Raw genomic sequence first — 25,569 nt, forward strand, 5'->3', positions numbered from 1 at the left:
AAGGGGTTTCATTAAAAAATGAAATCTGAGAGGACTGAGGAAATATGTTAATAGCAAACAATAATGAAGCGGAAAGAAGCAGATTATGGAGAATTGTGATGACAGTCAGCTCTATTGTGATTATTCTGATCGCAATTTTCTTCCTGGTACGTATGTTTACTTCCAATCCTCTGGAGGGGACATGGAAAAGTGAAGATAATGATCTGGTTCTTGAGATAAATGGAAAAGATTCCCTGACGGCAAATATTCCGGAGGTTGGAGAGGCCGGCAATGTACAGGTAGAATTGGGATGTTCCATTGACAAAGAAGAAAAGACAATTGCTATCAGGGCAGATGCAGAGGAACTTACCCGGGCGGCAGAGGCATCCGGAGGAACATATACGGAAGAAAACCTTCAGAATGCTTTGACAAATCTGACGACTACCTTTTCTTACAGTGTAGATCAGCAGCAGCTTACACTGACAGAGAGAGAGTATGGAGAACAGATGATATTCGAGAAACAGTAGAGCAGGTGTATAAAGAAAAGCCCTTTATGTCATACCGGAGCATATGTCTTACGGGAAGGCAGGAGGGCTTTTAGTGGCAAAGGGCCAGATGAAAGGAAAGAAGGAAAATGTTATGACAAGGAACGAGACAAAACAGATCAGAATCGGAGACGTCTGGATCGGCGGCGGAAACAAAGTTGCCATTCAGTCCATGACAAATACAAAGACAGAAGATGTGAAAAGTACGGTGGATCAGATACATCGTCTGGAAAAGGCCGGATGTGAGATCATCCGCTGTGCAGTTCCGACGATGGAGGCTGCACAGGCACTTAAAGAGATCAAGAGACAGATTCATATTCCTCTGGTGGCGGATATTCATTTTGATTATCGCCTGGCCATTGCAGCCATTGAAAACGGGGCGGATAAGATTCGGATCAATCCGGGAAATATTGGTTCTAAAGACAGGGTGCAGGCAGTGATTGACAAGGCGAAGGAATTTCAGATTCCCATCCGTGTGGGAGTAAACAGCGGTTCTTTGGAGAAACCTCTTGTAGAAAAGTACGGAGGAGTTACGGCAGAGGGGATCGTGGAGAGCGCCATGGACAAGGTACATATGATCGAGGAGATGGGTTATGACAATCTGGTAGTCAGTATCAAATCTTCCGATGTTCTGATGTGCGTAAAAGCCCATGAGGAAATTGCGAAGGTATGTCCGTATCCTCTTCATGTGGGAATTACCGAGTCAGGGACGTTACTCTCCGGAAATATTAAGTCTGCAGTTGGTCTTGGCATTATTCTCAACCAGGGGATCGGGGATACCATTCGCGTATCTCTTACCGGAGACCCGGCAGAAGAGATCAAAAGCGCGAAGCTGATCCTTCGCACGCTGGGCCTGCGAAAGGGAGGAATAGAAGTTGTATCCTGCCCCACATGCGGAAGAACCAAGATCGATCTGATCGGACTTGCCAATCAGGTGGAAAATATGGTGGCAGATATTCCTCTGGATCTGAAGGTGGCTGTTATGGGCTGTGTGGTAAACGGGCCCGGAGAGGCCAGGGAAGCAGACATCGGTATTGCGGGAGGAATCGGTGAGGGCCTTCTGATCAAAAAAGGTCAGGTTGTGAAAAAAGTAAAAGAAGAGGAACTTTTAGACACACTTAGATGGGAGCTTATGCACTGGAATGACTAAAACGTTTTTTGAAGTATTTCCTACTTTAAAAGTAAATGAAGAGATCAGAATGATGTTTGAAGGAGTGGAGGTGACAAAAGTCGCCTCCAATTCCACGCGGGATTTTATACGTGTCTACATTTTCAGCCGTCACCTTATACAGAAAAAACGGATCTATGAAGTGGAGACGATGATAAAAGAGCAGCTCTTTGCCCGAACAAAGATCCGCATTGAAGTAAGAGAACAGTATGAGTTGTCTGCGCAGTATACTCCGGAAAATCTGATGCGGGAATATTTTGACAGTCTGCTTCTGGAGGCGGAGAGAAAAAGCGTGGTGGAAAAAAATATGCTGCAAAGTTCCACCTACTCTTTTGAAAACGGAAATATCCTTTGCCTGAAAATGGAAGATACAGTCATTGCTGAAGGCAAAAAAGATTCAGTCGTCCAGCTTCTTCAGACGGTATTCAACGACCGTTTTCACGTACCGGTTGAAGTGCGCGTGATATATGAAAAGCCCAAGGAAAGCAAGCTGAAATACAATGAGCTGAAACTTCAAAAAGAAGTGGAGGCTATTGTAGAGAAAAATCAGTCCCTTCGAAAAGAGCGGCTTCTTAGGCAGCAAAAAGCCGGGGAAGAAAAGGAAGAAAAGAAGGAAGAACAGGCAAAATCCAAGGAGCCGCGGAGCAAGGCGGGACAGGAGAACCCACGCAAAAGCGGAGGTTTCCAAAAAGGCGGCGGCTTTCCCAAACGGGAGTTTTCTTCCTTCCGGAAATCAGACGACCCGAATATCATATACGGACGGGAGTTTGACGATGAGGCCATTGAGCTGGAGAACGTGGTCGGCGAGATGGGCGAGATTACCATTCGGGGAAAAGTCATCAGCTTTGACACACGGGAAATCCGCAATGAAAAGACTATCCTTATGTATGCAGTGACAGATTTTACAGATACTATTATGGTAAAAATGTTTGTGCGCAACGAACAGCTGCCGGATATGCTGGGAGAGATAAAACCGGGGGCTTTTCTGAAGATCAAGGGTGTCACTACTATTGATAAATTTGACGGGGAGCTTACCATCGGCTCTGTGACCGGCATACGCAAGATTCCGGATTTTACTGTATCCAAGAAAGATACAGCGCCGGAGAAGCGTGTGGAGCTCCACTGTCATACGAAGATGAGCGATATGGACGGAGTGTCCGAGGTGAAGGATATCGTGAAGCGCGCCCACGACTGGGGGCATAAGGCAATTGCTATCACCGACCATGGAGTTGTCCAGGGATTCCCTGACGCAAACCATTACATAGAGACTTTGGATAAGGATGACCCTTTTAAGGTTATTTACGGAGTAGAGGCCTATCTTGTGGACGATCTGACCGATGTGGCTGTCCATGAAAAAGGACAGAATGTAAAGGATACGTATGTAGTATTCGATATTGAAACAACAGGGTTCAGCCCTGTTTCAGACAAAATTATAGAGATCGGTGCAGTGAAAGTGGAAAAAGGGAAAATTACAGACAGATTCAGTACCTTTGTAAACCCCAGAGTGCCGATTCCCTTCAGGATCACTCAGCTTACCAGTATCACTGATGCCATGGTTATTGATGCACCGGGGATTGAAGAGGCTTTGCCGGCGTTCCTCGCCTTTGTGGGGGACGCAGCTTTGGTAGCTCATAACGCATCTTTTGATGTCAGTTTTATTGAGGAGAACTGCCGCTGTCAGGGAATCCAGCCGGATTTCACTTCTGTGGATACGGTGGCGATGGCCCGGATCCTTCTGCCGACTCTGGCCCGGTTCAAACTGAATATTGTGGCAAAGGCCCTGAATATTTCTCTGGAAAATCATCACCGGGCAGTGGACGATGCAGGAGCTACAGCGGAAATATTTGTAAAATTTGTGGAAATGCTGGAGGAAAGAGGGATCCATACTTTAAAAGCCCTGAACGAATTCGGCGCCAACAATGCAGATGCCGTGAAGAAGCTGCCCTCTTATCATGCCATCATTCTTGCAAGAAACGACATTGGACGGACAAACCTTTATACACTGATCTCCAAATCTCATCTGGAATACTTTGCGCGGCATCCCCGGATTCCCAAGAGTGAATTTTCCAAATACCGGGAAGGTCTGATCCTGGGAAGCGCCTGTGAAGCGGGAGAACTCTATCAGGCTATTTTAGATGATAAATCAGAGGAGCGGATCGCAGGGATTGTAAATTACTATGATTATCTGGAAATCCAGCCGCTTGGAAACAATGCCTTTATGATCGACAGCGAGAAGATCAGCAAAGTACAGTCCAAGGAGGATCTTAAGGAGATCAACCGTCAGATCATACGCCTGGGTGAGAAGTTCAATAAGCCGGTGGTTGCCACCTGCGACGTGCATTTTCTGGATCCGGAAAATGAGGTTTACCGGAGGATCATCATGGCCGGAAAAGGATTCTCCGACGCTGATGACCAGGCGCCGCTTTACCTCCGGACGACCGATGAAATGCTGGAAGAATTTGAATATCTTGGTTCTGCCAAGGCGAGAGAAGTTGTCATTGACAATCCCAATATGATCGCTGACTGGGTGGAGAAGATATCGCCTGTGCGTCCGGATAAATGTCCGCCGGTCATCCCAAACTCCGATCAGATGTTAAGAGATATCTGTTACAACAAGGCCCACGAAATGTACGGTGAGGACTTGCCGGAAGTAGTAACGGAACGGTTGGAGAGAGAGCTTAATTCCATTATTTCCAATGGGTTTGCCGTGATGTATATTATTGCTCAGAAGCTGGTATGGAAGTCGGTGGAAGACGGTTATCTGGTAGGTTCCCGTGGATCGGTCGGCTCTTCTTTTGTAGCCACCATGGCCGGAATCACAGAGGTAAACCCGTTAAGTCCCCACTACTACTGCAGCCATTGTCACTACAGCGACTTTGATTCAGAAGAAGTGCGGAAATATGCCGGCGGCTGCGGGATGGACATGCCGGATAAGAAATGTCCGGTGTGCGGCGAAATGCTTAAGAAGGACGGATTTGATATCCCCTTTGAGACATTTCTCGGATTTAAGGGAAATAAAGAGCCGGATATCGACCTTAACTTCTCCGGCGACTACCAGAGCAATGCGCATAAGTACACGGAGGTTATTTTCGGAGACGGGCAGACATACCGTGCAGGAACCATCGGAACCCTGGCGGATAAAACCGCCTTCGGTTTTGTAAAGAATTATTTTGAAGAGAGAGGGGCAAGAAAGCGGATCTGCGAGATTGATCGTATCGTTCAGGGATGTACCGGAATCCGGAGAAGTACCGGACAGCATCCGGGAGGAATTATAGTCCTTCCTTTGGGGGAGAATATCAACTCCTTTACTCCGGTCCAGCATCCGGCCAACGATATGGGGACAGATATCGTAACCACTCACTTTGATTACCACTCCATTGACCACAACCTTTTGAAACTGGATATTCTGGGACACGATGATCCGACTATGATCAAGACGCTGGAGGAATTTATCAGTTCCCCGGCTATGGAAAATGAATACAATGAGACGGACAACCGTTTTGACGCTACGAAGATCCCTCTGGACGATCCGGGAGTAATGAGCCTGTTCCAGGGGACAGAGGTTCTTGGCATTAAGCCGTCAGATATTGGGGGCTGCCCGGTAGGATGTCTTGGAATACCGGAGTTCGGTACGGATTTCGTTATTCAGATGGTGGTGGACACCAAACCCCAGACATTGTCAGATCTGATCCGTATTTCCGGTCTGTCCCACGGGACGGACGTATGGCTGAATAACGCCCAGGATCTGATCTTAAGCGGCAAGGCTACGATTTCTACGGCGATCTGTACCCGTGATGACATTATGACGTACCTGATCAACAAAGGGATGGACAGTGAGGAATCCTTTACGATCATGGAGAGAGTGCGTAAAGGGGCGGTGGCCAAAGGAAAATGTAAGGAATGGCCGGATTTTAAAAAGGATATGACGGAGCACGGCGTTCCCGACTGGTATATCTGGTCCTGTGAACAGATCAAGTATATGTTCCCCAAGGCTCACGCGGCGGCCTATGTTATGATGGCATACCGTATCGCTTACTGCAAGATCAATTATCCGCTGGCATATTATGCGGCGTATTTCGGTATCCGTGCAGACGCCTTTTCCTATGAGTTAATGTGCCAGGGAAAGGAGCAGCTGAATTTCTATATCAACGACTACATGAGACGGAAGGATTCCCTGAGCAAAAAAGAGCAGGATACCCTGAAAGATATGCGCATTGTACAGGAAATGTACGCGAGAGGATTTGAGTTCGTGCCAATTGATATTTACAAGGCTAAGGCGTCCCGTTTTCAGATCGTGGACGGCAAACTGATGCCGCCTCTCTCCAGCATTGAAGGAATGGGAGATAAGGCGGCAGAAGCAGTGGAAGCTGCTTCCGAGCAGGGACCGTATTTAAGCCGGGATGATTTCCGGCAGAGAACCAAGGTAAGTAAAACAGTGATCGATCTGATGAACGATCTGGGACTTTTCGGGGATATACCGGAGAGCAACCAGTTATCACTCTTTGACTTTTAGTGTTTCTTTTCGCCATGTCCGAAAAAGAGACAGGAGAGTAAGAGACACAGAATGAAAATAGAGGCAGCAGCCGGTATCCATGGCAGAAGGTCAATCTTTTGCGCGGTATCACCGGCCAGCTGCCCATATTTTTGCGTAATTACGTAAAAAGGATAGCAGGTCGGGTACAGAAACCATACTTTTGTGTTGATGAAAAGGACGCTGGGAACCATGGTGGCAAGCCCCAGGACCATAGAAAAGACGGGAGTCTTGAGGATTACGGCCAGCATCCAGTACAGAGCCGTCATAGGAAGAGCGGACAAAAATACGGAAACTGCAAGTGGAAGAGCTGTCCTTAAGGGACTGGTCAGGTCGGCGCCGGTGTATACGGAGGCGATCCGGGAACAGAGAAGGTAACACCCTGTCATAAGGGCACACTGCAGTGCGGTAAGAGACAACAGCACACTGAATTTGGATAAGGAAAGGGCGGACGGATGAAGGGGGAGAGCCAGCATTTTGAGGATTCCCCGATTTGTCCGTTCCATTTGCTGCAGCATGACTGTACATACAATAATGCTGGCTGGCAGAATGAACCATACGTATCCCATAAAACTCTGGATGAGAAAATTATTTGCCGGAGAAATTCCTTCCATGACAGGTTCTGCACTCATGTGCGCGTTTATCACATTGGGAAGCCACAAAATGATGAGAGGAACCGTCAGAAGCAGCAGGATTTTAGAACGTTTGATCTTATAAAATTCCATTGTGGTAAGGGAAAGAATATTCATATGGTGTACCTCCTTCTACGAGTAAAAATAACAGCGGTTATCCCCAGGATGAGGATTTCGGCAGCAGCGCCGCCGATGTAGGAAAGAGCTTCTCCTTCTGTCTGAACCAGTGTCTGAAAGGGTGTGATGAAGGGACAGAGTCTGAGAAGAAATGGCCCTTCTGTCAGGGAGGATGCCAGAGAAAGGAAAATGACGCCGGTTCCCAGGGACACCCACATATTCTGGCAGGCAGAAGCGATCAGCAGCATGAGCAGGATACTGGGGAGAGAAAGAAACGCGCTGTAGAGTGCATTTTTTAAAAGTAATATCCAAAAATCCTCTGTGATGGTGAACCAGTGTGCCGTGCAGAAAACAAGGGCGCTGCTCTCCAGGATCAGCAGAAAGAGAAGACCAAGAATCAGAATCACGGCTTTTTGCAGGTAAAGACTTTCCGGCGTTATAGGCAGGGAAAGCATTTTGCGCAGGGCATGTTCGGAATATTCCGTGTGGTACAGGATACAGGAACCGCAGATCATTAAGATCAGATTGAGCATGATCATCATCTGGCTGTTGGCATCCAGAAGAACGACAAGGGGAGAATCAGGCAAAGAGGTAAAAAGCTCCGTGCGAAACCAGGTGTTCAGAACAGGGAGCAGCGCCGCTGCCATACCTCCGGTCAGGATGGCCAAAATCAATCCGGTGGATTTTAATTTTTTAAGTTCGATGGAAAGTTTCATTGCATATGCCTCCGTTTCCTGTTGTCCTCATCGACGAGAGCGAGAAAAGTTTCTTCCAGATTGTCAGAAGGGAATCCCTTCATCGCAGCTTCCTCTCTTAATTTTTCCATACTTCCTTCAAACAGCAGTCTGCCCCGGTTCAGGATCCCCACATCATCTGCCATCAGTTCGATTTCCGGAAGAAGGTGGGATGATACCAGTACGGTACAGCCCAGTTTCTCCGGAAGGGAACGGATCAGAGAGCGGATCTCGTGGATGCCTACCGGATCCAGACCGTTGGTAGGTTCATCCAGAATGAGAAGGGGCGGTCTTCCCAAGAGGGCGCCGGCAAGACCGAGGCGCTGCTTCATGCCCAGGGAATATTTTTTTGCCGGACGGTTGGAAAACTGGGTCAGGCCGGTAAGCTCCAGGGCGTCGTCCACGGAATTTTTTGGAAGCTTCAGGATCCGCCGGATAATTTCCAGATTTTCCCGGCCGCTTAAATTCCCGTAAAAGGCAGGTTCCTCGATCAACGATCCCACATTTTTGAGAATTGTCATCCGGTCTTTTGGATACTGCAGCCCATTGATCAGAAATCCTCCGGCTGTAGGACGGGTAAGGCCGAGAAACATTTTCATAGTTGTGGACTTTCCAGCGCCGTTAGGGCCAAGAAAACCGTAGACAGTTCCCTTCTTTATATGGAGGTTCAGGTGGTGAACCGCTGTGAAACTTCCGTATGTCTTTGTGAGATTGTGTGTTTCAATGATATTCATATATGATGCCTCCTTTTCTTTTGATAATCTGAGTATAGGGCTCCATCCTTACAGCATCATTTCCCCTGCCTTACATTTACCTTACATTTGCCGCATCTCTTCGCAATCGTGCCGGATATGGTATATAATTGGGAAAGAAAAACAGGAAAGGAAGACTTTAAAGTATGGGTCAGGAATATTTGAAGAGGAAACGGATCCTCCTTGTGGATGACGAGAAGGAACTTTTAGATATGGTATATTCTATTTTAAAGGAGGAGGGCTATAGCAGTATCCGCACTGCTTCCACCCAGAAGGAGGCGGTGGAGACGGCCCGTTCCTTCCATCCGGAGCTGGCTGTTCTGGATGTGATGCTGCCGGATGGAAATGGCTTTTCTCTCTTTGAAAAGTTAAGAGAGATGGAAGACTATCCGGTTCTCTTTCTCACTGCATGCGGGGAGGATGAAGATAAGTTCAAGGGACTGGGACTTGGGGCGGATGACTATCTGGTAAAGCCTTTTCTACCCAGGGAACTGACTTTGAGGATAGGAGCTATCCTTCGACGGAGCTATAGAAATGAGAATCCCCTTGTCGAGCTGAAAGGATGTCAGATTGATTTTGACCGGGCAGAAGTTGTAAAGGATGGGGAGAAGGTTGCTCTTACCGCAAAGGAGTTTGAAATCCTCGGGGCCCTGTATCGGAATGCAGGCAGGATCGTGACCATTGACGCTTTGTGTGAGGCGGCCTGGGGTGAGAATACTTATGGTTATGAAAATTCTCTGATGGCCCATATCCGGCGTATCCGTGAAAAGATTGAGGCAGATCCGTCTCATCCGGCATCATTGATCACAGTGAAGGGGCTGGGATATAAACTGATGACGGAGGATGGGCAGAGGGGAGCGGTAAGATGAAAAACGTATTAAAATTAGCTCGAAGGCTTGTTTTGACTTTGCTTTGTGTATTTGGGCTTCTGCCGATCTTAAATCTTGTTGTTCTGTTTAGTGTAACATACGGCTTTCAGTCTAATGGCCGTCCTTACAGTACGGCAGAAGAGGTGGCGGCAGGGCTTACGAAGACTGCAGACGGATATCGCTTGCCGGAGGAGATAGAGAACAGGCTGAAAGAGGAACATGTGTGGGCTTTTTTCGCTGAAGATGCAACGGGGAAAGTGCTGTGGCATACCGACAATCTTCCGGAAGAGATGCCGCTGACCTGTACTCCTTCCATGGCAGCAGAACTGACAAGGGGCTACTTCCAGGACAGCCCCACTTTCCCGGCAGCAGCAGATGGAGGGCTTGTGATTATCGGATACCCAAAGCAGACATTTTGGAAACATCTTTATCCCGCCTGGGATTATAATATGGTCAAATATGCCGTTCCATTTGCTGTTATCATGATCGCTGTGAATATCGGAATTGTAATATTTATTTATCTTTTTACAGATATGAAGCTTTTGAAATCTGTGGGGCCTATTGTGGAAGGGGTAGAGAATCTGGCAAAGGGCAGATCAGCCTATATTCCCAAGAAAGGGCTGCTTTCTGATATTGCAGGCAGTTTGAATCAGGCTTCTGAGATTCTTCAGTCCAGGAACAGGGAACTGCGGAAAAAAGAAACGGCAAGGGCAAACTGGATTGCCGGGGTATCCCATGATATCAGAACGCCGCTTTCCATGATCATGGGATATGCGGGACATCTTCTGGGAGATGCCAATCTTACGGACCGACAGAAAAAAGAGCTGGATGTGATCTGCCGCCAGAGCCAGAGGATGAAAAATCTTGTCAATGACCTGAATCTTGCCTCTAAGCTGGAATACAATATGCAGCCTACTGATTTGGAGGAAATAAATATTGTTGCGGTTGTGAGACAGACGGTAGTGGATTTTATCAATACAGATCCGGAGGAGAAATATCCGATACAATGGCTGACAGAGGATTCCCTTGGCATCTGTCTGGTGGAGGCTGACAAGGGGCTGATCGGGCGGGCAGCCGGGAATCTGCTTCAGAATAGCATCAATCATAACCCGGAGGGATGTTCCATTTATGTAACGGTAGAGAAAGACAAGGACCGGTGCCGGATCCGGGTGGAAGACGACGGTCAGGGAATTACAGAAGAACAGCTGGAGAAACTGAACCATGAGCCCCATTATATGATGTGCGATGAAAACGTGACGGGACAGCGTCATGGACTGGGCCTTCTGATCGTCCGGCAGATTGCACAGGTGCATGGAGGAACCATGCAGATCGGACACAGCAGATATGGAGGATTTGAAGTCATCATTGATCTGCCCTGCAGGACGGAAACTTCGGAACAAAGAGTTTCCTATTGAATAAAAAAGAGCTGCCGCATTGAAGCGGTAGCTCTTGGCACAGCTGGAAATAGAGAAAAATTTTTTAACCTAATTGTCTGTATGTAATGAGCTTATCCAGGTTGTTTAAAAATAAAGAAGCCTGGCTGGTGATTTTCCGTTTTTCCAAAGCAGATTTACATTGTTCCAGATAGCTGTCATACATAGAATAAAGAAGCGCATAAGGAAGATCCCTGTTCTGGCTCCACTGGAACAGCAGCCAGTTCATAGCGTGAGAGAACCAGTATTGCCGGGGAATTTCACCCTGTTCCAGAACCTGTATGTGGGGATAAGCCTCACCGGCAATAGCCGTCAGCCGTTCCTCATCCGGCTCCTGTCTGCCAAAACGTTTCGGTTTCAAAAGAAGAGCGCTTTCGGTCACCAGGCCGTTCAGCTTGTTGCCGGCTTCCCAGTAAGGAGCAAAATTAGGGGACAGAGGTCTGCTTTGCTCCTCAGCTCTTTCGGCCGCTGTCTCTCTTCGGATTGGATTTCTGATGCGGCGGTCGTAAATCCGCCGGCTGTTAGGATCGCTTAAAATCCGATAAGCAGTCAGCACATTTTGTATATAAGAAGTCGTATCAAAGCTGCAATTTACATTGGCATCCGGATGCATTTTTTTCACTAAAAAATTCTTGGCGTCTGCGATTTCTTTTTCGTCTGCATCCATAGGAACACCAAGAAGATCATAATAAGTACAGTCTTTCATATACATCTCCCCTTGAAAAATCCATCTATATACTCCCACTTATTATAATACGTCACGGAAGAAGGGAAATCAACCGCAGATTTGGAAAATGGCTGGTATTTCCAAAGGGGTTGGGGTATTCTTATAGAAGAGTTGCAGTGAAAGGAAGAAGAATATGACAGAGAATCGATGTGAAAATTTTTCCCGGATTACAGATTGGTGTCATGCTCTGATCCGGTCTTTGGCACCGCGGGAGGGAAACTATATTGATGCGACTATGGGAAAAGGGAATGATACCCTCCTTCTTGCAAGGTTGGCGGGAGAACAGGGGCAGGTTCTTGCTTTTGATATTCAAAAGGAGGCGCTGGATATGACAAAGGCGCTTTTGAAAGAAAATGGTGTGGAGGACCGGGCAAAACTGATCCTGGATGGACATGAACAGATGGATCGGTATGCAAAGAAAGAGAGTATGGATGTCATCTGTTTTAATTTCGGATATCTGCCCGGAGGAGATCACAATATTGCTACCGCCGCCAAAACAAGCGTTGCAGCTGTTCAAAAAGGACTTGAGATATTGAAACATGGAGGTTTTATGAGTCTTTGCATTTACAGTGGCGGAGATACGGGATTTGAAGAAAAAGAAACCTTACTTGCTTTTTTAAAGGAGCTTTCTCCCGGAGAATATACGGTAATCCTTCAGGAATACTATAACAGGAAAAATCATCCTCCTCTGCCTGTGCTTATATTTAAAAAGTGATCTGCGGCCCTCTTGTAAGAGGAAGAAAGGGATAGTATAATAGCACTGACAATTTTTTTTGGAGGATAGGATATGCAGAGAAGAAATATTGGGCTATGTGTGGTGTTTGCCATCATCACATGCGGCATTTATATGTTTTACTGGATGTATCAGATCAATGAGACAGCCAGGAGAATCAATCCCCAGAGGTGGAATACAGACGGAGGAATGGTCATTCTCTTTACAATTATTACATGCGGCATTTACGGGTATTACTGGAATTACCAGATGGGAAAAGCGTTTCAGGTATTTCCGGATGTAACGGATAACAGTATTCTGTATCTGATCTTAAGCATTCTTAATCTGGATATTGTAAACTATTGTCTGATCCAGAATGATATTAACCGTTATACGCCGGAATAGGAGGGGAAAACATGAGAAGACCAAAACGTGAGATCAAAGATTTAAAAGATATTCAGGAGATTATAAAGGAATGTAAGGTGTGTCGGATCGGTATGCAAAGCCAGGGGAAGATTTATATTGTTCCCATGAATTTCGGCTGTGAATATGAGGACGGCCAACCGGTATTCTATTTTCACAGCGCAAAGGTGGGACGCAAGATTGAAACCCTTCGGGAGGAGCCGGAAGTTTGCGTGGAGCTTGATTGCCGCCATGGCTTGATGGAAGCGGAAAAGCCCTGTGATCACAGTTATTATTTTGCCAGCCTGATCGGAACCGGGAAAGCAAGAATGATGCAGACACCGGAGGAAAAACTGTACGGTCTGAAAGTAATTATGCGTCACCAGACGGGAAAGGACTTTGATAACTTTGATGAAAAGTGGATCAATGCGGTGGAAGTGATCAAGGTTAAGTTGGAAGAATATGCCTGTAAGCATCATGACGGGACGAACTGATTTTGTGAAACGGATATGAGAGGGAAAGCCGCTGGCTTTCTCTTTTGTGGTTGAAAGGAAATTTTAAAACAATCCTGTTCTGGAAAATTTTACAGCTGATATATATTAGCACTATTACAAAAAATTTTATTTTTCGCAAATTAATGCTTTAACTCGCGAAAGTAATGTGCTATAATATCCGCGTAGGCAATGAGCCGTGCAGAAATACAAGAAGACAAAACGCCTGCTTGCAGGCGGAGTTGGCGTCTTGTATTTCTATAGGGCGAAGCCCGTGAACGAGAACTCGAAGAGTTCGAGGGGCAGGGCGAATGGTAAAAAACCATGAAGGCGAAGCCCGCGAACGAGAACTCGGAGAGTTCGAGGGGCAAGGCGAATGGTAAAAAACCATGAAGGCGAAGCCCGCGAACGAGAACTCGGAGAGTTCGAGGGGCAGGGCGAATGGTAAAAAACTATGAAGGCGAAGCCCGCGAACGAGAACTCGGAGAGTTCGAGGGGCAGGGCAAAGTACTACAAAAGGATCAAGATTCTCAAAAAAGGAGGAACAGTCATGATTTGGGCAAAGGAAGAGACTCTGCCAAGAAATGAAATAGAAGCAATCCAGTTAAAAAAATTGAAAGAGACAGTTCATTATATTTATGAGAAGGTTGCTCCTTATCGAAAAAAGATGGATGAAGCAGGGGTGAAGCCGGAGGATATCCGTACTTTGGAAGATCTGACGAAACTGCCCTTTACATATAAAGCGGATTTCAGAGACAATTATCCGATGGGACTTTTTGCAGTGGACAAAAAAGATCTTGTACGATTCCACGCAAGTTCCGGGACAACAGGAAAGCCGACCGTTGTAGGTTACACAAGGCATGATCTGGATGTATGGCTGAATAATGTTGCACGTATTGCCTGTATGGGAGGGGCGTCGCCGGACGATGTGGCACAGATTTCTTTCGGCTATGGAACATTTACCGGAGCGCTGGGTCTGCATGGCGGACTGGAGAAGATAGGCGCATCAGTGATTCCCATGTCATCAGGAAATACAAAAAAGCAGATCATGTTTATGCAGGATATGGAAGTAACACTGCTTGTGGCAACACCGTCCTATGCATTGCATTTAGGAGAGGAAATCCGGGCAAGAGGAATAGACCCCGCAAAGGATCTTAACGTACATATTGGTCTGTTTGGCGGAGAAGGAATGACGGAACCTATGCGGGATGAAATGCACAAGGTATGGGGAGAACAGTTCCTGTGCACGCAGAATTACGGTATGAGCGAGCTGTGCGGGCCGGGAGTGGCCGGAGAATGTGAGCAGCTTGCGGGAATGCATGTCAATGAGGATTGGTTTATTCCGGAAATTGTTGATCCAAAAACCGGAGAAGTTCTGCCCCCGGGAGAGAAGGGGGAACTGGTTGTTACCTGTCTTGGGAAGGAGGCTCTTCCGCTTGTGAGATACCGTACCGGGGATCTTACAAGGCTGATGTATGAACCATGTAAATGCGGAAGAACAACGGTCCGCATGGAAAATCTTTCCGGACGTGCAGATGATATGCTTGTCATCAGAGGAGTCAATGTATTCCCGACGCAAATAGAGGAAGTACTTTTCCAGATTCCGGAGATCGGACCTCATTATGAAATCCTTGTGGAGAGAAAGAACCGACTGGATGTTATGACGATCACAGTAGAGCTTGTAGATGACAGACTGCTTGACAGCTACTCCATGTTAAGCGAGCTGGAGGCAAGAATAAAGAAAGGGCTGAAAGCCCAGCTGGGACTTGCCACTCAGATTAAGCTGGTAGCGCCTTATTCGCTTCAGAGATTTGAGGGAAAGGCAAAGAGAGTAACAGATTTGAGAAAGGATGGACTATAAAATGTCAGAGTCAAAGAAAGTAATTATGCTCGGCAACGAGGCGATTGCCAGGGGAGCATACGAAGCGGGAGTGAAGGTGTCAGCTGCTTATCCCGGAACACCGAGCACAGAAATCAGTGAATATCTGGTACAGTACAAAGACGATCTGTACTGTGAATGGTCACCTAACGAAAAGGTGGCAACCGAGGTGGCGATTGGAGCTTCTGTTGCCGGGACAAGAGCTATGTCCTGTATGAAGCATGTAGGATTTAATGTAGCAGCAGATCCGGCCTATACAGTTTCTTATATGGGAGTTAACGGAGGGCTGGTTATTATTGTGGCAGACGATCCGGGACTTTACAGTTCCCAGAATGAACAGGATACCCGTATGGTGGCAAGAGCAGCGCAGCTTCCTGTTCTGGAGCCGTCCGACAGTTCGGAAGCAAAAGAATTTATGAAGATGGCCTTTGATTTAAGTGAAAAATTTGACCGTCCTTTTGTTTTCCGTACGACAACAAGGCTGGCACATTCCCAGGGAATCGTAGAGCTTCATGAAAGAGAAGAAATCCCGGATAAACCCTATGAGAGGAATATCGCAAAAAATGTTATGATGCCCGGCAACGCAAAGGGACGTCATGTGGAAATTGAAAAGAGAAACAATGAACTTGCGGAAGAAGCAAATAGATTGCCAATTAACCGAGTGGAGATGGGAGATACCAAAATCGGCGTTATTACCAGCGGGATTCCTTACCAGTATGTAAAAGAAGCTTTGCCGGAAGCGTCTGTTCTGAAACTTGGTATGGTGAATCCGCTTCCAAGAAAGATGATCGAGGAATTTGCTTCCAAGGTTGAGAAACTCTATATTGTAGAAGAATTGGATCCGGTTATCGAGGAACAGGTGAAATCCTGGGGAATCCAGGCAGTGGGAAAAGAGATTTTCACTGTTCAGGGCGAATACAGTGCCAATATGATCCGGGAGGCAATTCTGCATGAAAATCTGGAGCTTTCTGCTCCTGCAGCAGTGCCGGGACGTCCGCCGATCCTCTGTCCGGGATGTCCTCACAGAAGTGTATACTATGTGCTGAATAAGTTGAAAATCCATGCGGCGGGAGATATCGGATGCTATACGCTGGGAGCAGTGGCGCCCCTTAGTGTTGTGGATACCACTGTCTGTATGGGAGCCAGCATTTCCACCCTTCATGGTATGGAGAAGGCAAAGGGGAAAGAATACATTAAGAACTGGGTGGCAGTGATCGGCGATTCCACATTTTTACATACAGGAGTTAATTCCCTGATGAATATGATGTACAACAAGGCGACAGGAACTGTCATTATCCTGGATAATTCCACAACGGGAATGACGGGGCATCAGGATCATGCCGCAACAGGGAAAACGCTTCAGGGAGATCCTACTTATGCTATCGATATTCCGGGACTTTGCCGCGCCCTCGGCGTAAAACATGTCCAGGAGATCAATGCGTTTGATATTGAAACACTGGAAAAGGCAATTAAGGAAGAGGTAGCACGGGATGAAGTTTCCGTTATTATCACAAAGACACCGTGCGTTCTCCTTTCAAAGGAGAAGAAACCTCTGTATATTGCACATCCGGATAAATGTAAGAAGTGCGGGATGTGTATGAAACCGGGATGTCCGGCTATGACAAAGAATGAAGATGGAACCATCCATATTGACGATACGATGTGCACCGGATGCGGACTGTGCGATTCTCTGTGCAAGTTTGGTGCGATTGAATTAGTAAAGGAAGGTGACAGATAATGGCAGTAAAAAATATTATGATCGTAGGCGTCGGAGGCCAGGGAACTCTTCTTACCAGCAGAGTTCTGGGAGGACTTGCCATTGCAGGGGGATATGACGTAAAGCTGTCAGAGGTACATGGAATGGCCCAAAGAGGCGGAAGTGTTGTGACCTTTGTGCGCTATGGAGAAAAAGTGGCAGAGCCTATTGTAGAAGAAGGCCAGGCGGATGTCATTATCGCTTTTGAAAGATTAGAGGCAATGCGGTATGCTCATTTCCTGAAAAAGGACGGAGCACTTGTTATCAATGACTGGAGGATCGATCCCATGCCGGTGGTGATCGGAGCAGCCAAATATCCGGAAGGTATTCTGGAAGAGCTGAAAAAAGACCATAAGGTTTATGCGGTGAATGCTACAGAAGAATCTAAAAAACTGGGCAATCCGAAAGTGTTTAATATGATCGTACTGGGTGTGGCGGCACAGCATATGGATTTCTCAAAGGAAGACTGGTACAAGGTAATTGAAAGTACTGTACCACCAAAGACCATTGAGATCAACAAAGCCGCATTCGATGTGGGATATCACCTTGTTTCAAGATGATATAGAATTAAAGGAACCAAGAAGGAGGTGTCACATGCTAAAGCAACTATCAGTATTCGTGGAGAATAAGCCGGGCAGCCTTATGGAAGTTACATCCAGGCTTACAGAAGCTCATGTAAATATCCGGGCGGTCGCGTCTTTTGATACTCCGGAGTTTGGTATCCTTCGTCTCATAGTCGATAAGCCAGCAGAGGCGAAGGGTTATCTTACTGAACGGGGATTTGTTGTAAGAGTCAGCGACGTGATCGGCGTAGAGCTGGAAGATAAAAAAGGCAATCTCAATCAGATGTTGGCAATACTTGCAGAGAATCACATCAATGTAAGTTACATCTACTCATTTGTAATCCGCGAAGGACGCGCTCCGGTTCTGGTATTTAATACAGACGATTATCAAAAAGCAGCTTCCATTCTTAAGAGTGCAAATGTGAAGACAGTAGATGAATCCGATCTTTAGAACTGGTTTTATACCAGAAGAAATTAAGAATAGGAGTAAAATAAATATGGCAGGAGTATCATTAGAAAATTGGCAGGAAAGGATCAGAGATCCGAAAATTGAGTGTATGAGCAGGGATGAAATGTCAGCCCTGCAGAGTAAAAAACTGGTAGATCTGGTGCACAGAGTATACAATAATGTGGAATTTTACCGAAAGAAAATGGATGACCTCGGTATAGAGCCAGGGGATATCAAGGGAATTGAAGATATTGGAAAACTTCCCTTCACAACAAAGGAAGATCTGCGAGACAACTATCCATTTGGACTTCTTGCAGTTCCGCAAAAGCAGATTGCCCGTGTTCAGGGAACTTCCGGAACAACAGGTAAGCTGACCCTTGCTTCCTATACCCAGAAAGATGTCGAGGTGTGGGGAGAATGTGTAGCAAGAGCGCTGACTATGGCGGGTCTTACAGCAGAAGACCGTATCCATGTTTGCTACGGCTATGGACTTTTCACAGGAGGAATGGGACTGGACCTGGGTGCACAGGCTTTGGGAGCAATGGCAATTCCAATGTCGGCAGGAAACACACAGCGTCAGATGATGTGTATGGAAGATTTCGGCGCTACAGCATTTGCCTGCACGCCGTCCTATGCTGTTTATCTTGCAGAGTCTATTCAGGAGGCAGGCCTTGTAGATCATATGCAGTTGAAAGCTGGTATTCACGGCGCTGAGCCATGGACAGAAGAGATGAGAAAAAAGATAGAGGATATTCTCCATATCAACTGCTTTGATATTTATGGCCTGTGTGAGATTACCGGACCGGGTGTTGCGCTGGATTGCATCCACCATGAAGGTCTTCATGTATATGAGGATCATTTCTATCCGGAAATACTCAATCCGTCAACTCAAGAACCATGTGCAGATGGAGAGACAGGGGAACTTGTATTTACAACACTTTCCAAAGAAGGAATGCCTCTGCTTCGGTACCGCACGAAAGATCTTACAAGTATTGATCACAGTACCTGCAAATGCGGCAGAACACTGCCGAGGATCAGCAAGTTTACAGGACGTACTGATGATATGAAAGTTATCCGCGGTGTCAACGTATTCCCGACTCAGGTTGAAACGGCACTTCTGTCTATGGGCGGCGGAGTAGCTCCTCACTATCTGATGATCGTTGACCGGGAAAATAATATGGATGTTCTGACTGTCATGGTAGAGGTAGATGAACGGTACTTCTCCGATGAGATCCGGAAGCTGGATGAACTGAAAAATAAAGTCGGCGCAGTTTTGAAGCAGGCGCTGGGAGTGTCTGTACGGGTGAAACTGGTTGAACCTAAGACGATCCAGAGAAGCGAAGGCAAAGCCAAACGTGTGATTGACAACAGGCAGATGTAAGAAGGAGGGGAATATCATGGGTATTAGTAATACAGTACAACAGTTATCAGTATTTCTGGAGAACAGAGAAGGGCGTCTGGACGAAGTGCTTGACACACTGGCAAAAGGCGGTGTCAATATTGTGGCCTTAAGTCTTGCAGACACTTCTGAATATGGTATGCTCCGTATGATCGTATCAGAACCTCATAAAGGAAGAGCAGTTCTGAAAGAAGCAGGCATTACAGCAATGCTTACAGATGTGGTTGCTCTTAGAGTACCGCATGCAACAGGCTCTTTGAGCAGGGCAATGCATCAGCTGGTCGATGGCGAAGTCAATATTGAGTATATGTATGCCTTCGCAAATGGAAGTGATGCGGCTGCAGTTTTAAAAAGCGATGATCCGGGAAGAGTGATAGATATTTTGAAAGGCAGCGGATTTGATGTATATACTGCCGATGAGGCTTACCGGGCAAATGTTTAGTAAAAGAATCGAAAAATAATCAGTAAATGAGACTGTGTATATGCACAGTCTCATTTTATCTGTGAAGGATACTTTGAGGGGACTGGAGAGTGATAAAAGGGAGGCCTGATGTTAAGATTGTGCGAAGAATGAGGTGAGCGGTTTGACGGCAAGTGTAAAATCCGATATAATTACTAACATGGTTAGTAAAATGAAAGGTGATTTTGTATGTGTTTTGACAAATTGGCAGAGGAATTTATTGATACAGAAATGGTATTGTGTCATATTCCGGAAAATCAGCAGCTGATTAAAGCAATACATGGGGAAATGTTTGTACTGGGATATCTGTCTGAGCATGGAAAACGCGCCTATCCTAAGGAGTTAAGTAAAGCGCTGGATGTCAGTACAGCAAGAATTGCCAGGATGCTGAACCATATGGAGGAGAAAGGACTTATTGTACGCCAGGTGGACGGACAGGATATGAGACAGAAGATCGTCATTCTTACAGAGAAGGGAGATTCTTTGAGTGTGATACAACATAAGGAAGCAGTCGAGGCGGCCAGAAGGATTCTGGAAAGACTTGGCTTTGAGGATGCCTGCGAATTTCTCCGGATACAACGAAAAATGATTGACAGCATTGCGTGGGAAGTAACGCAGATGCAGCAATAAAGTAGAAAGGGGCAGTTTTTTGAGCAAAAGCAATCTATCACACACAGAAGCAAAGTTTCACAGGATAGAATTGAAACAAAATTTGAAAGAGAAATGTAAAGAAGCAGTAAGTGCAGTTGTGCCAATTATGGTTATCGTGCTGTTACTGTGCTTTTCAATCGCGCCTATGTCACCCAGTATTATGCTGGAGTACATAATAGGGGCAGTGATGCTGGTCATCGGAATGATGTTCTTTACACTGGGGGCAGAGATGGCGATGACCCCCATGGGGGAGCGGGTCGGCAGCAGTATGACCAGATCAAAAAAGCTTTGGATCATGGTGGTTCTGGGATTTGTTCTGGGCTTTATTATTACGATATCCGAACCGGATCTTCAGGTTTTGGCAGAGCAGGTACCATCGGTGCCGAACATGGTCATTGTCATAGCAGTAGCAGTTGGAGTGGGGATTTTTCTTGTGGTAGCTCTGCTGCGTATTTTGTTTTCTGTTCCGCTGCCGCCTCTTCTGGTGGTATTCTATGCGGTAGTTTTCGGGCTTGCACTTTTTACTCCAAAGGAATTTCTTGCAGTGGCTTTTGATTCCGGAGGTGTAACCACGGGACCAATGACAGTCCCGTTTATTATGGCCCTTGGTATCGGTATTTCTTCTATACGAAGCGATAAGCATGCGGCAGACGACAGCTTTGGGTTGGTGGCTCTTTGTTCTATCGGCCCTATTCTTGCGGTTCTTCTTTTAGGTATGATTTACCAGTCTGACGGAGGATATTACACAGCCAGCAGAATTACGGAGGTAGGGGATTCTGTGAAATTGGGTCAGTTATTTCTCCATGCTTTGCCGGAGTATTTTCAGGAAATTGCAGTTTCCTTACTTCCTATAGTAGTATTTTTTGGGCTTTTTCAAATTTTTTCTCTGCGACTCAAAAAAAGATCGCTCATTAAAATTCTTGTAGGTCTTTTTTATACTTATATTGGCCTTGTACTATTTCTTACAGGAGTAAATGTAGGATTTATGCCGGCCGGAAATTATTTGGGACAGCTTATAGCGCAGCTTCCATATCGCTGGATCATTATCCCCATTGGTATGTTGATCGGATATTTCATTGTTATTGCTGAGCCGGCCGTCTATGTACTGACGAAACAGGTAGAGGAGCTGACGGACGGGGCAATATCGGGAAATGCGATGAAGACAGGGCTTTCTATTAGTGTTGCGGTTTCTGTAGGGCTTGCCATGCTGAGAGTTCTCACGGGAATCTCTATCTTCTATCTCCTTGTACCCGGTTATGCGGCGGCGATTTTGTTATCTTTCTTTGTCCCGAAAATTTTTACAGCTATTGCTTTTGACTCGGGTGGTGTGGCATCAGGCCCTATGACAGCGACGTTTTTGCTGCCCTTTGCTATCGGGGCATGTACATCTGTAGGCGGGGATGTGGTAACAGATGCATTTGGTGTAGTTGCTATGGTGGCTATGACACCATTGATTACTATACAGGTAATGGGGTTGATCTATAAGCTGCAGGGAAAGAGTACGGAAGGATTGTCAGAGATGGAGCCTGCGCTTGGTCTGGATGCCCTTCCGGATGATGCAATCATCGAATTATAGATGAAAAATGGCAAAGGGAGATATGTGTATGAGTGAAGTATTTATGATGGTAACGATTACAGATCGAAAGCGGGCACCGGAATTTCTGGAATTTTATAAAGAAAATAAGGCAGAGGTCAGTATTGTTACCTTAGGAAAAGGTACGGCCAATGATGAGGTGCTGGATTATCTGGGACTGGAAGTGGCAGAAAAAACCGTGATTTTAAGTATAGTGACGGACAGTGTATGGAAAATGCTGAAAAGAGGTCTGCAAAGAGAACTTCAGATTGATGTGCCGGGAGTAGGGATTGCATTTATTGTTCCGGTAAGCAGTATTGGCGGAAAACGAGAACTGATGTTTTTAACAGAGAATCAGGATTTTGAGAAAGGTGAGGAGACAATATTGAAAGAGACCACACATGAATTGCTTGTTGTGATTGCAAATCAGGGATATAACGAGATGGTAATGGATGCGGCGAGAAAAGCGGGGGCGGCAGGAGGCACTGTGCTTCATGCCAAAGGCGTAGGCATGAAGCGGGCAGAAAAGTTTCTGGGAGTTTCTCTGGTATCGGAGAAGGAGCTTGTTCTGATTGTTACAAAGACAGAACAAAAAAATGAAATTATGAGGGCGATTATGAAAGAGGCAGGAATGGAGACAAAAGCTAAATCACTTGTTTTCTCGCTGCCTGTAACGAGCACAGCAGGGTTAAGACTGATAGAGGAAGAGGAAGAATAGAAATATAAAAATACCGGGACAGTATGCTGTCCCGGTGCCTTTTTAATCGCATTCGCATGTATTGCTTTTAAATATCTAAATCGGAATTGCTATTTATAATAAATAAAAGGTACATCTTACTCTCGATTAATTTTTAACCACTAAAGCTTTACTACATTGACAGCCTGTGGTCCTTTTGCGCCTTCGGTCACCTCAAATTCTACCGCCTGGCCTTCTTCCAATGATTTAAAACCATCCATGACAAGTCCGGAATAATGAACGAATACGTCATTTCCTGATTCATCGGAGATAAATCCATAGCCCTTCTGGTTGTTAAACCATTTCACAGTACCTTTGTTCATTGTACTACCTCCATAAAATAATAAAAAAATAAATTGGAATATGTGCAATCTACAGAATTGTCTGGAAATTGTACTCTCTAACACTAACATATATCAGAGGAAAAGTCAATGGAGACAGGCCGGAGTTTCCAAAGATTTTACCTTGTCTATACGAAAATTATCCTTTATAATAGACACGTATTTACAGGAGAACTGATTTTTATAATAAGGAGGCAGAAAATCACATGGGCGGTTTTTTTGGTGTTGCATCAAAGAAAGATTGTATATTGGAATTGTTTTACGGAGTGGATTACCATTCACATTTGGGAACAAGACGCGGAGGAATGGCGGCTCACGGAGAGGGGGGCTTTTGCAGAGCGATACATAATATTGAAAATTCTCCATTTCGTACAAAGTTTGAGCGGGATGTGGAAGAGATGGAAGGAAATCTGGGAATAGGCTGTATTTCAGATTATGAGCCGCAGCCGCTTCTGATCCAGTCCCATCTTGGAAGTTTTGCCATCACTACGGTAGGAAAGATCAACAATCTGGACGAGCTTTTGAGAAAGGCTTATGAGGACGGACATTCTCATTTTCAGGAAATGAGCGGAGGGCAGATCAACGCTACAGAACTGGTGGCCTCTCTGATCTGCAGGAAGGCTTCCTTTGTGGAAGGAATACGGTACGCACAGGATATGATAGACGGGTCCCTTACGCTTATGCTGATGACAAAAGACGGCCTGTATGCGGCAAGAGACAAATATGGAAGAACGCCTGTTGTGGTAGGAAAGAAAGAAGATGGATACTGTGTGTCCTTTGAAAGCTTTGCTTATATTAACCTTGGATATACAGATTACAAGGAACTGGGACCGGCGGAAATTGTTTATATTACGCCGGAGCATGTGGAGACAGTGGCGCAGCCCGGAGAAAAAATGAGGATTTGTTCTTTCTTGTGGGTATACTACGGCTATCCGACTTCTTCCTATGAGGGAGTCAATGTGGAAGCGATGCGTTACAAGTGCGGAAGCATGTTGGCAAAACGCGACGGAGACAGTGTGCATCCGGATATTGTTGCGGGAGTGCCGGATTCCGGCATTGCTCATGCAGTTGGATATTCCAACGAATCGGGAATCCCTTATGCAAGGCCTTTTATTAAATATACCCCCACATGGCCGAGATCTTTCATGCCCCAGAATCAGAGCCAGAGAAATCTGATCGCCCGCATGAAACTGATTCCGGTAAAGGAGCTGATCGTGGATAAGAAACTGCTTTTGATCGACGATTCCATTGTACGCGGTACCCAGTTAAGAGAAACTACAGAATTTCTTTATAAGAGTGGGGCAAAGGAAGTGCATGTCCGCCCTGCATGTCCGCCGCTTGTGTACGGGTGTAAATATCTGAATTTCTCCCGTTCCAAATCAGATATGGAACTGATCACAAGAAGGATGATCCGGGATATGGAGGGAGAGGACTGTTCCGATCAGGTGTTGGAAGAGTATACAGATCCGGACAGCTGCCGCTATGCAAAAATGATTGAGGCAATACGGAAGCAGCAGAATTTTACAACACTTCGCTATCATAGGCTGGATGATCTGATTGCTTCTATTGGAATAGAACCCTGCAAACTCTGTACCTATTGCTTTAATGGGAAAGAATAGTCTATGAAGATATCTACAAAAGGAATTTATGCACTGGAGATCGTGGCGGATCTGGCAGTGCATACCGGCAATGGAAAGCTGGAGAGTCTGGGAAATGTTGCGCAGAGGAGAGCACTGTCGGAAAAGTACCTGGAACGGATTGTAAAGTCTCTGAAGGCTGCAGGAATTGTGGAAAGCACACGGGGAGCACATGGGGGATATGCCCTTAAGTGCTCCCCGGATCAAATTTATGTAAAAGACGTGCTGAATGCTGTGGAAGGATCTCTGGCACCGGTCGAATGTCTGACCCGCCCGGCAGACTGCCAGATAGATTGTGATGTCTGTCCTACAAGGGGGACATGGCAGCAGATATGGGACTGCATCCTGGACGTGACTGCAAAAGTGCGTATTTCAGATATTATGAAAGAAATGGAAAAGATGAAAAAAGATATTGACAGTCAGGAAAAAGCATAGTATAACTTAAAACATATAATATATATAAGTTTAGTAGGAATAAAAGGCGAAAGATATAAGGAGCAAAAGAAATATGAAAGTTTCAACAAAGGGAAGATACGGTCTTCGCGCTCTTGTAGACCTGACTGTCAGTACGATAGATGCGCCTATTCCTCTGGCGGATATTGCCGGGAGACAGAATATTTCCCTCAATTATCTGGAGCAGGTATTTGGCCAGCTAAGAAGGGCAGGAATCGTAAGAAGCATCAAAGGATCAGGCGGAGGATATCGGTTGGCGAAAGATGCCCGACAAATTACAGTAAAAGAAGTTTTGGAAGCTTTGGAAGGCCCTTTTTCTATTGCGGAAGATTCCGGGAATCCGGCAGACCCTCTGCAAAGAGCGATACGTCATCTTGTATGGGATGAGATCGATCGGCAGGTCAACAGCCTTTTGGAAGAAAAGACTCTGGATGATCTGGCAAAAGAATATGAGAAGTCCCGGCAGGACGGAATGATGTATTATATTTGAAATTTTTATTTACGTATAAATCCTACTAAATTGATATAATATGTTATAAATACAGTGGTCCGAAAATTTGTATCAGACACAGACAAAAGGA

25 protein-coding genes are annotated in these 25,569 nt (G+C 45.9%); 20 read left to right on the plus strand and 5 right to left on the minus strand.

Annotated elements, in window-relative coordinates; translation table 11 throughout:
• Positions 1 to 44: 44 nt before the first annotated feature.
• The 3 genes from R2J37_RS05500 (at position 45) to R2J37_RS05510 (ending at position 6,205) form a co-directional block, all read left to right on the plus strand.
• Positions 45 to 506 carry a hypothetical protein gene (locus R2J37_RS05500; RefSeq protein WP_230106721.1) on the plus strand — a complete coding sequence of 154 codons (462 nt, stop codon included), beginning with the start codon at positions 45 to 47 and terminating at the stop codon, positions 504 to 506.
• 112 nt (positions 507 to 618) lie between these two features.
• Complete coding sequence (gene ispG / locus R2J37_RS05505; RefSeq protein WP_230107533.1) at positions 619 to 1,674, plus strand: flavodoxin-dependent (E)-4-hydroxy-3-methylbut-2-enyl-diphosphate synthase; 1,056 nt, start codon at positions 619 to 621, stop codon at positions 1,672 to 1,674.
• Entirely contained in the window at positions 1,667 to 6,205 is a 4,539-nt protein-coding gene (locus tag R2J37_RS05510; RefSeq protein WP_316266502.1) for a PolC-type DNA polymerase III, read from the plus strand. Before ispG ends, R2J37_RS05510 begins: the two co-directional genes overlap by 8 nt.
• Here the strand turns inward: R2J37_RS05510 and R2J37_RS05515 are convergent.
• From R2J37_RS05515 to R2J37_RS05525, 3 genes are read right to left on the minus strand one after another with little or no spacing between them, the layout of a single operon-like run.
• Positions 6,202 to 6,972: an ABC transporter permease gene (locus tag R2J37_RS05515; protein WP_316266504.1), complete on the minus strand. Its 771-nt coding sequence runs from the start codon at positions 6,970 to 6,972 to the stop codon at positions 6,202 to 6,204. The genes R2J37_RS05510 and R2J37_RS05515 overlap by 4 nt on opposite strands.
• Complete coding sequence (locus R2J37_RS05520) at positions 6,969 to 7,688, minus strand: ABC transporter permease (protein WP_316266506.1); 720 nt, start codon at positions 7,686 to 7,688, stop codon at positions 6,969 to 6,971. Before R2J37_RS05520 ends, R2J37_RS05515 begins: the two co-directional genes overlap by 4 nt.
• Positions 7,685 to 8,440 carry an ABC transporter ATP-binding protein gene (locus R2J37_RS05525; RefSeq protein ID WP_316266507.1) on the minus strand — a complete coding sequence of 252 codons (756 nt, stop codon included), beginning with the start codon at positions 8,438 to 8,440 and terminating at the stop codon, positions 7,685 to 7,687. The genes R2J37_RS05520 and R2J37_RS05525 overlap by 4 nt, the downstream gene beginning before the upstream one ends.
• 164 nt (positions 8,441 to 8,604) lie before the next feature.
• On the opposite strand from R2J37_RS05525, the gene R2J37_RS05530 reads away from it, so the two are divergent.
• Both R2J37_RS05530 and R2J37_RS05535 read left to right on the plus strand, forming a co-directional pair.
• The gene (locus R2J37_RS05530) at positions 8,605 to 9,327 is read left to right on the plus strand and encodes a response regulator transcription factor (RefSeq protein ID WP_256193120.1); all 723 of its coding nucleotides are present in this window, start codon (positions 8,605 to 8,607) and stop codon (positions 9,325 to 9,327) included.
• Positions 9,324 to 10,742 (plus strand): sensor histidine kinase, encoded by a 1,419-nt coding sequence (locus R2J37_RS05535; protein WP_316266510.1) that lies wholly within the window; start codon positions 9,324 to 9,326, stop codon positions 10,740 to 10,742. Before R2J37_RS05530 ends, R2J37_RS05535 begins: the two co-directional genes overlap by 4 nt.
• Positions 10,743 to 10,806: 64 nt before the next feature.
• On the opposite strand, the gene R2J37_RS05540 is transcribed toward R2J37_RS05535, so the two are convergent.
• Positions 10,807 to 11,466, minus strand: a complete 660-nt coding sequence (locus tag R2J37_RS05540) for a J domain-containing protein (RefSeq protein WP_316266511.1) — start codon at positions 11,464 to 11,466, stop codon at positions 10,807 to 10,809.
• Positions 11,467 to 11,620: 154 nt separating this feature from the next.
• On the opposite strand from R2J37_RS05540, the gene mnmM reads away from it, so the two are divergent.
• From mnmM to R2J37_RS05600, 12 genes are all read left to right on the plus strand, one after another.
• A complete protein-coding gene (gene mnmM / locus R2J37_RS05545) occupies positions 11,621 to 12,202 on the plus strand; it encodes a tRNA 5-(aminomethyl)-2-thiouridylate-methyltransferase MnmM (protein ID WP_230106713.1) in 582 nt (193 codons plus the stop codon).
• A gap of 72 nt (positions 12,203 to 12,274) precedes the next feature.
• Complete coding sequence (locus R2J37_RS05550) at positions 12,275 to 12,604, plus strand: DUF4234 domain-containing protein (protein ID WP_230106712.1); 330 nt, start codon at positions 12,275 to 12,277, stop codon at positions 12,602 to 12,604.
• An 11-nt stretch (positions 12,605 to 12,615) separates the two neighbouring features.
• Entirely contained in the window at positions 12,616 to 13,095 is a 480-nt protein-coding gene (locus R2J37_RS05555; RefSeq protein WP_256193117.1) for a pyridoxamine 5'-phosphate oxidase family protein, read from the plus strand.
• A gap of 547 nt (positions 13,096 to 13,642) precedes the next feature.
• Complete coding sequence (locus tag R2J37_RS05560) at positions 13,643 to 14,953, plus strand: phenylacetate--CoA ligase family protein (RefSeq protein WP_316266513.1); 1,311 nt, start codon at positions 13,643 to 13,645, stop codon at positions 14,951 to 14,953.
• A gap of 1 nt (position 14,954) precedes the next feature.
• Entirely contained in the window at positions 14,955 to 16,709 is a 1,755-nt protein-coding gene (gene iorA, locus R2J37_RS05565; RefSeq protein WP_316266515.1) for an indolepyruvate ferredoxin oxidoreductase subunit alpha, read from the plus strand.
• On the plus strand, positions 16,709 to 17,287 hold the full coding sequence (locus tag R2J37_RS05570; protein ID WP_230106708.1) for an indolepyruvate oxidoreductase subunit beta: 579 nt from the start codon (positions 16,709 to 16,711) through the stop codon (positions 17,285 to 17,287). The genes iorA and R2J37_RS05570 overlap by 1 nt, the downstream gene beginning before the upstream one ends.
• 34 nt (positions 17,288 to 17,321) lie before the next feature.
• Positions 17,322 to 17,741: an ACT domain-containing protein gene (locus R2J37_RS05575; protein ID WP_230106707.1), complete on the plus strand. Its 420-nt coding sequence runs from the start codon at positions 17,322 to 17,324 to the stop codon at positions 17,739 to 17,741.
• Positions 17,742 to 17,787: 46 nt separating this feature from the next.
• Positions 17,788 to 19,119 (plus strand): phenylacetate--CoA ligase family protein, encoded by a 1,332-nt coding sequence (locus tag R2J37_RS05580; RefSeq protein ID WP_230106706.1) that lies wholly within the window; start codon positions 17,788 to 17,790, stop codon positions 19,117 to 19,119.
• A 16-nt stretch (positions 19,120 to 19,135) separates the two neighbouring features.
• The gene (locus R2J37_RS05585) at positions 19,136 to 19,579 is read left to right on the plus strand and encodes an ACT domain-containing protein (protein WP_230106705.1); all 444 of its coding nucleotides are present in this window, start codon (positions 19,136 to 19,138) and stop codon (positions 19,577 to 19,579) included.
• Positions 19,580 to 19,786: 207 nt separating this feature from the next.
• Positions 19,787 to 20,227 carry a MarR family winged helix-turn-helix transcriptional regulator gene (locus R2J37_RS05590; RefSeq protein ID WP_230106704.1) on the plus strand — a complete coding sequence of 147 codons (441 nt, stop codon included), beginning with the start codon at positions 19,787 to 19,789 and terminating at the stop codon, positions 20,225 to 20,227.
• Positions 20,228 to 20,354: 127 nt separating this feature from the next.
• Positions 20,355 to 21,824, plus strand: a complete 1,470-nt coding sequence (locus R2J37_RS05595) for a DUF1538 domain-containing protein (protein WP_334306043.1) — start codon at positions 20,355 to 20,357, stop codon at positions 21,822 to 21,824.
• Between the two features lie 28 nt (positions 21,825 to 21,852).
• Complete coding sequence (locus tag R2J37_RS05600; protein WP_230106703.1) at positions 21,853 to 22,539, plus strand: P-II family nitrogen regulator; 687 nt, start codon at positions 21,853 to 21,855, stop codon at positions 22,537 to 22,539.
• A 140-nt stretch (positions 22,540 to 22,679) separates the two neighbouring features.
• On the opposite strand, the gene R2J37_RS05605 is transcribed toward R2J37_RS05600, so the two are convergent.
• Positions 22,680 to 22,880: a cold-shock protein gene (locus tag R2J37_RS05605; protein ID WP_230106702.1), complete on the minus strand. Its 201-nt coding sequence runs from the start codon at positions 22,878 to 22,880 to the stop codon at positions 22,680 to 22,682.
• A gap of 224 nt (positions 22,881 to 23,104) precedes the next feature.
• Here R2J37_RS05605 and R2J37_RS05610 point away from each other — a divergent pair, with 224 nt between their 5' ends.
• From R2J37_RS05610 to R2J37_RS05620, 3 genes are all read left to right on the plus strand, one after another.
• A complete protein-coding gene (locus R2J37_RS05610; RefSeq protein ID WP_316266518.1) occupies positions 23,105 to 24,517 on the plus strand; it encodes an amidophosphoribosyltransferase in 1,413 nt (470 codons plus the stop codon).
• Positions 24,518 to 24,520: 3 nt separating this feature from the next.
• Entirely contained in the window at positions 24,521 to 24,970 is a 450-nt protein-coding gene (locus tag R2J37_RS05615) for an RrF2 family transcriptional regulator (protein WP_230106700.1), read from the plus strand.
• A 73-nt stretch (positions 24,971 to 25,043) separates the two neighbouring features.
• Entirely contained in the window at positions 25,044 to 25,478 is a 435-nt protein-coding gene (locus R2J37_RS05620; protein ID WP_316266520.1) for an RrF2 family transcriptional regulator, read from the plus strand.
• The last annotated feature ends 91 nt before the right edge of the window (positions 25,479 to 25,569 follow it).

It is taken from the genome of Claveliimonas bilis, from assembly GCF_030296775.1.
Taxonomy (GTDB): Bacteria; Bacillota; Clostridia; order Lachnospirales; family Lachnospiraceae; genus Claveliimonas; species Claveliimonas bilis.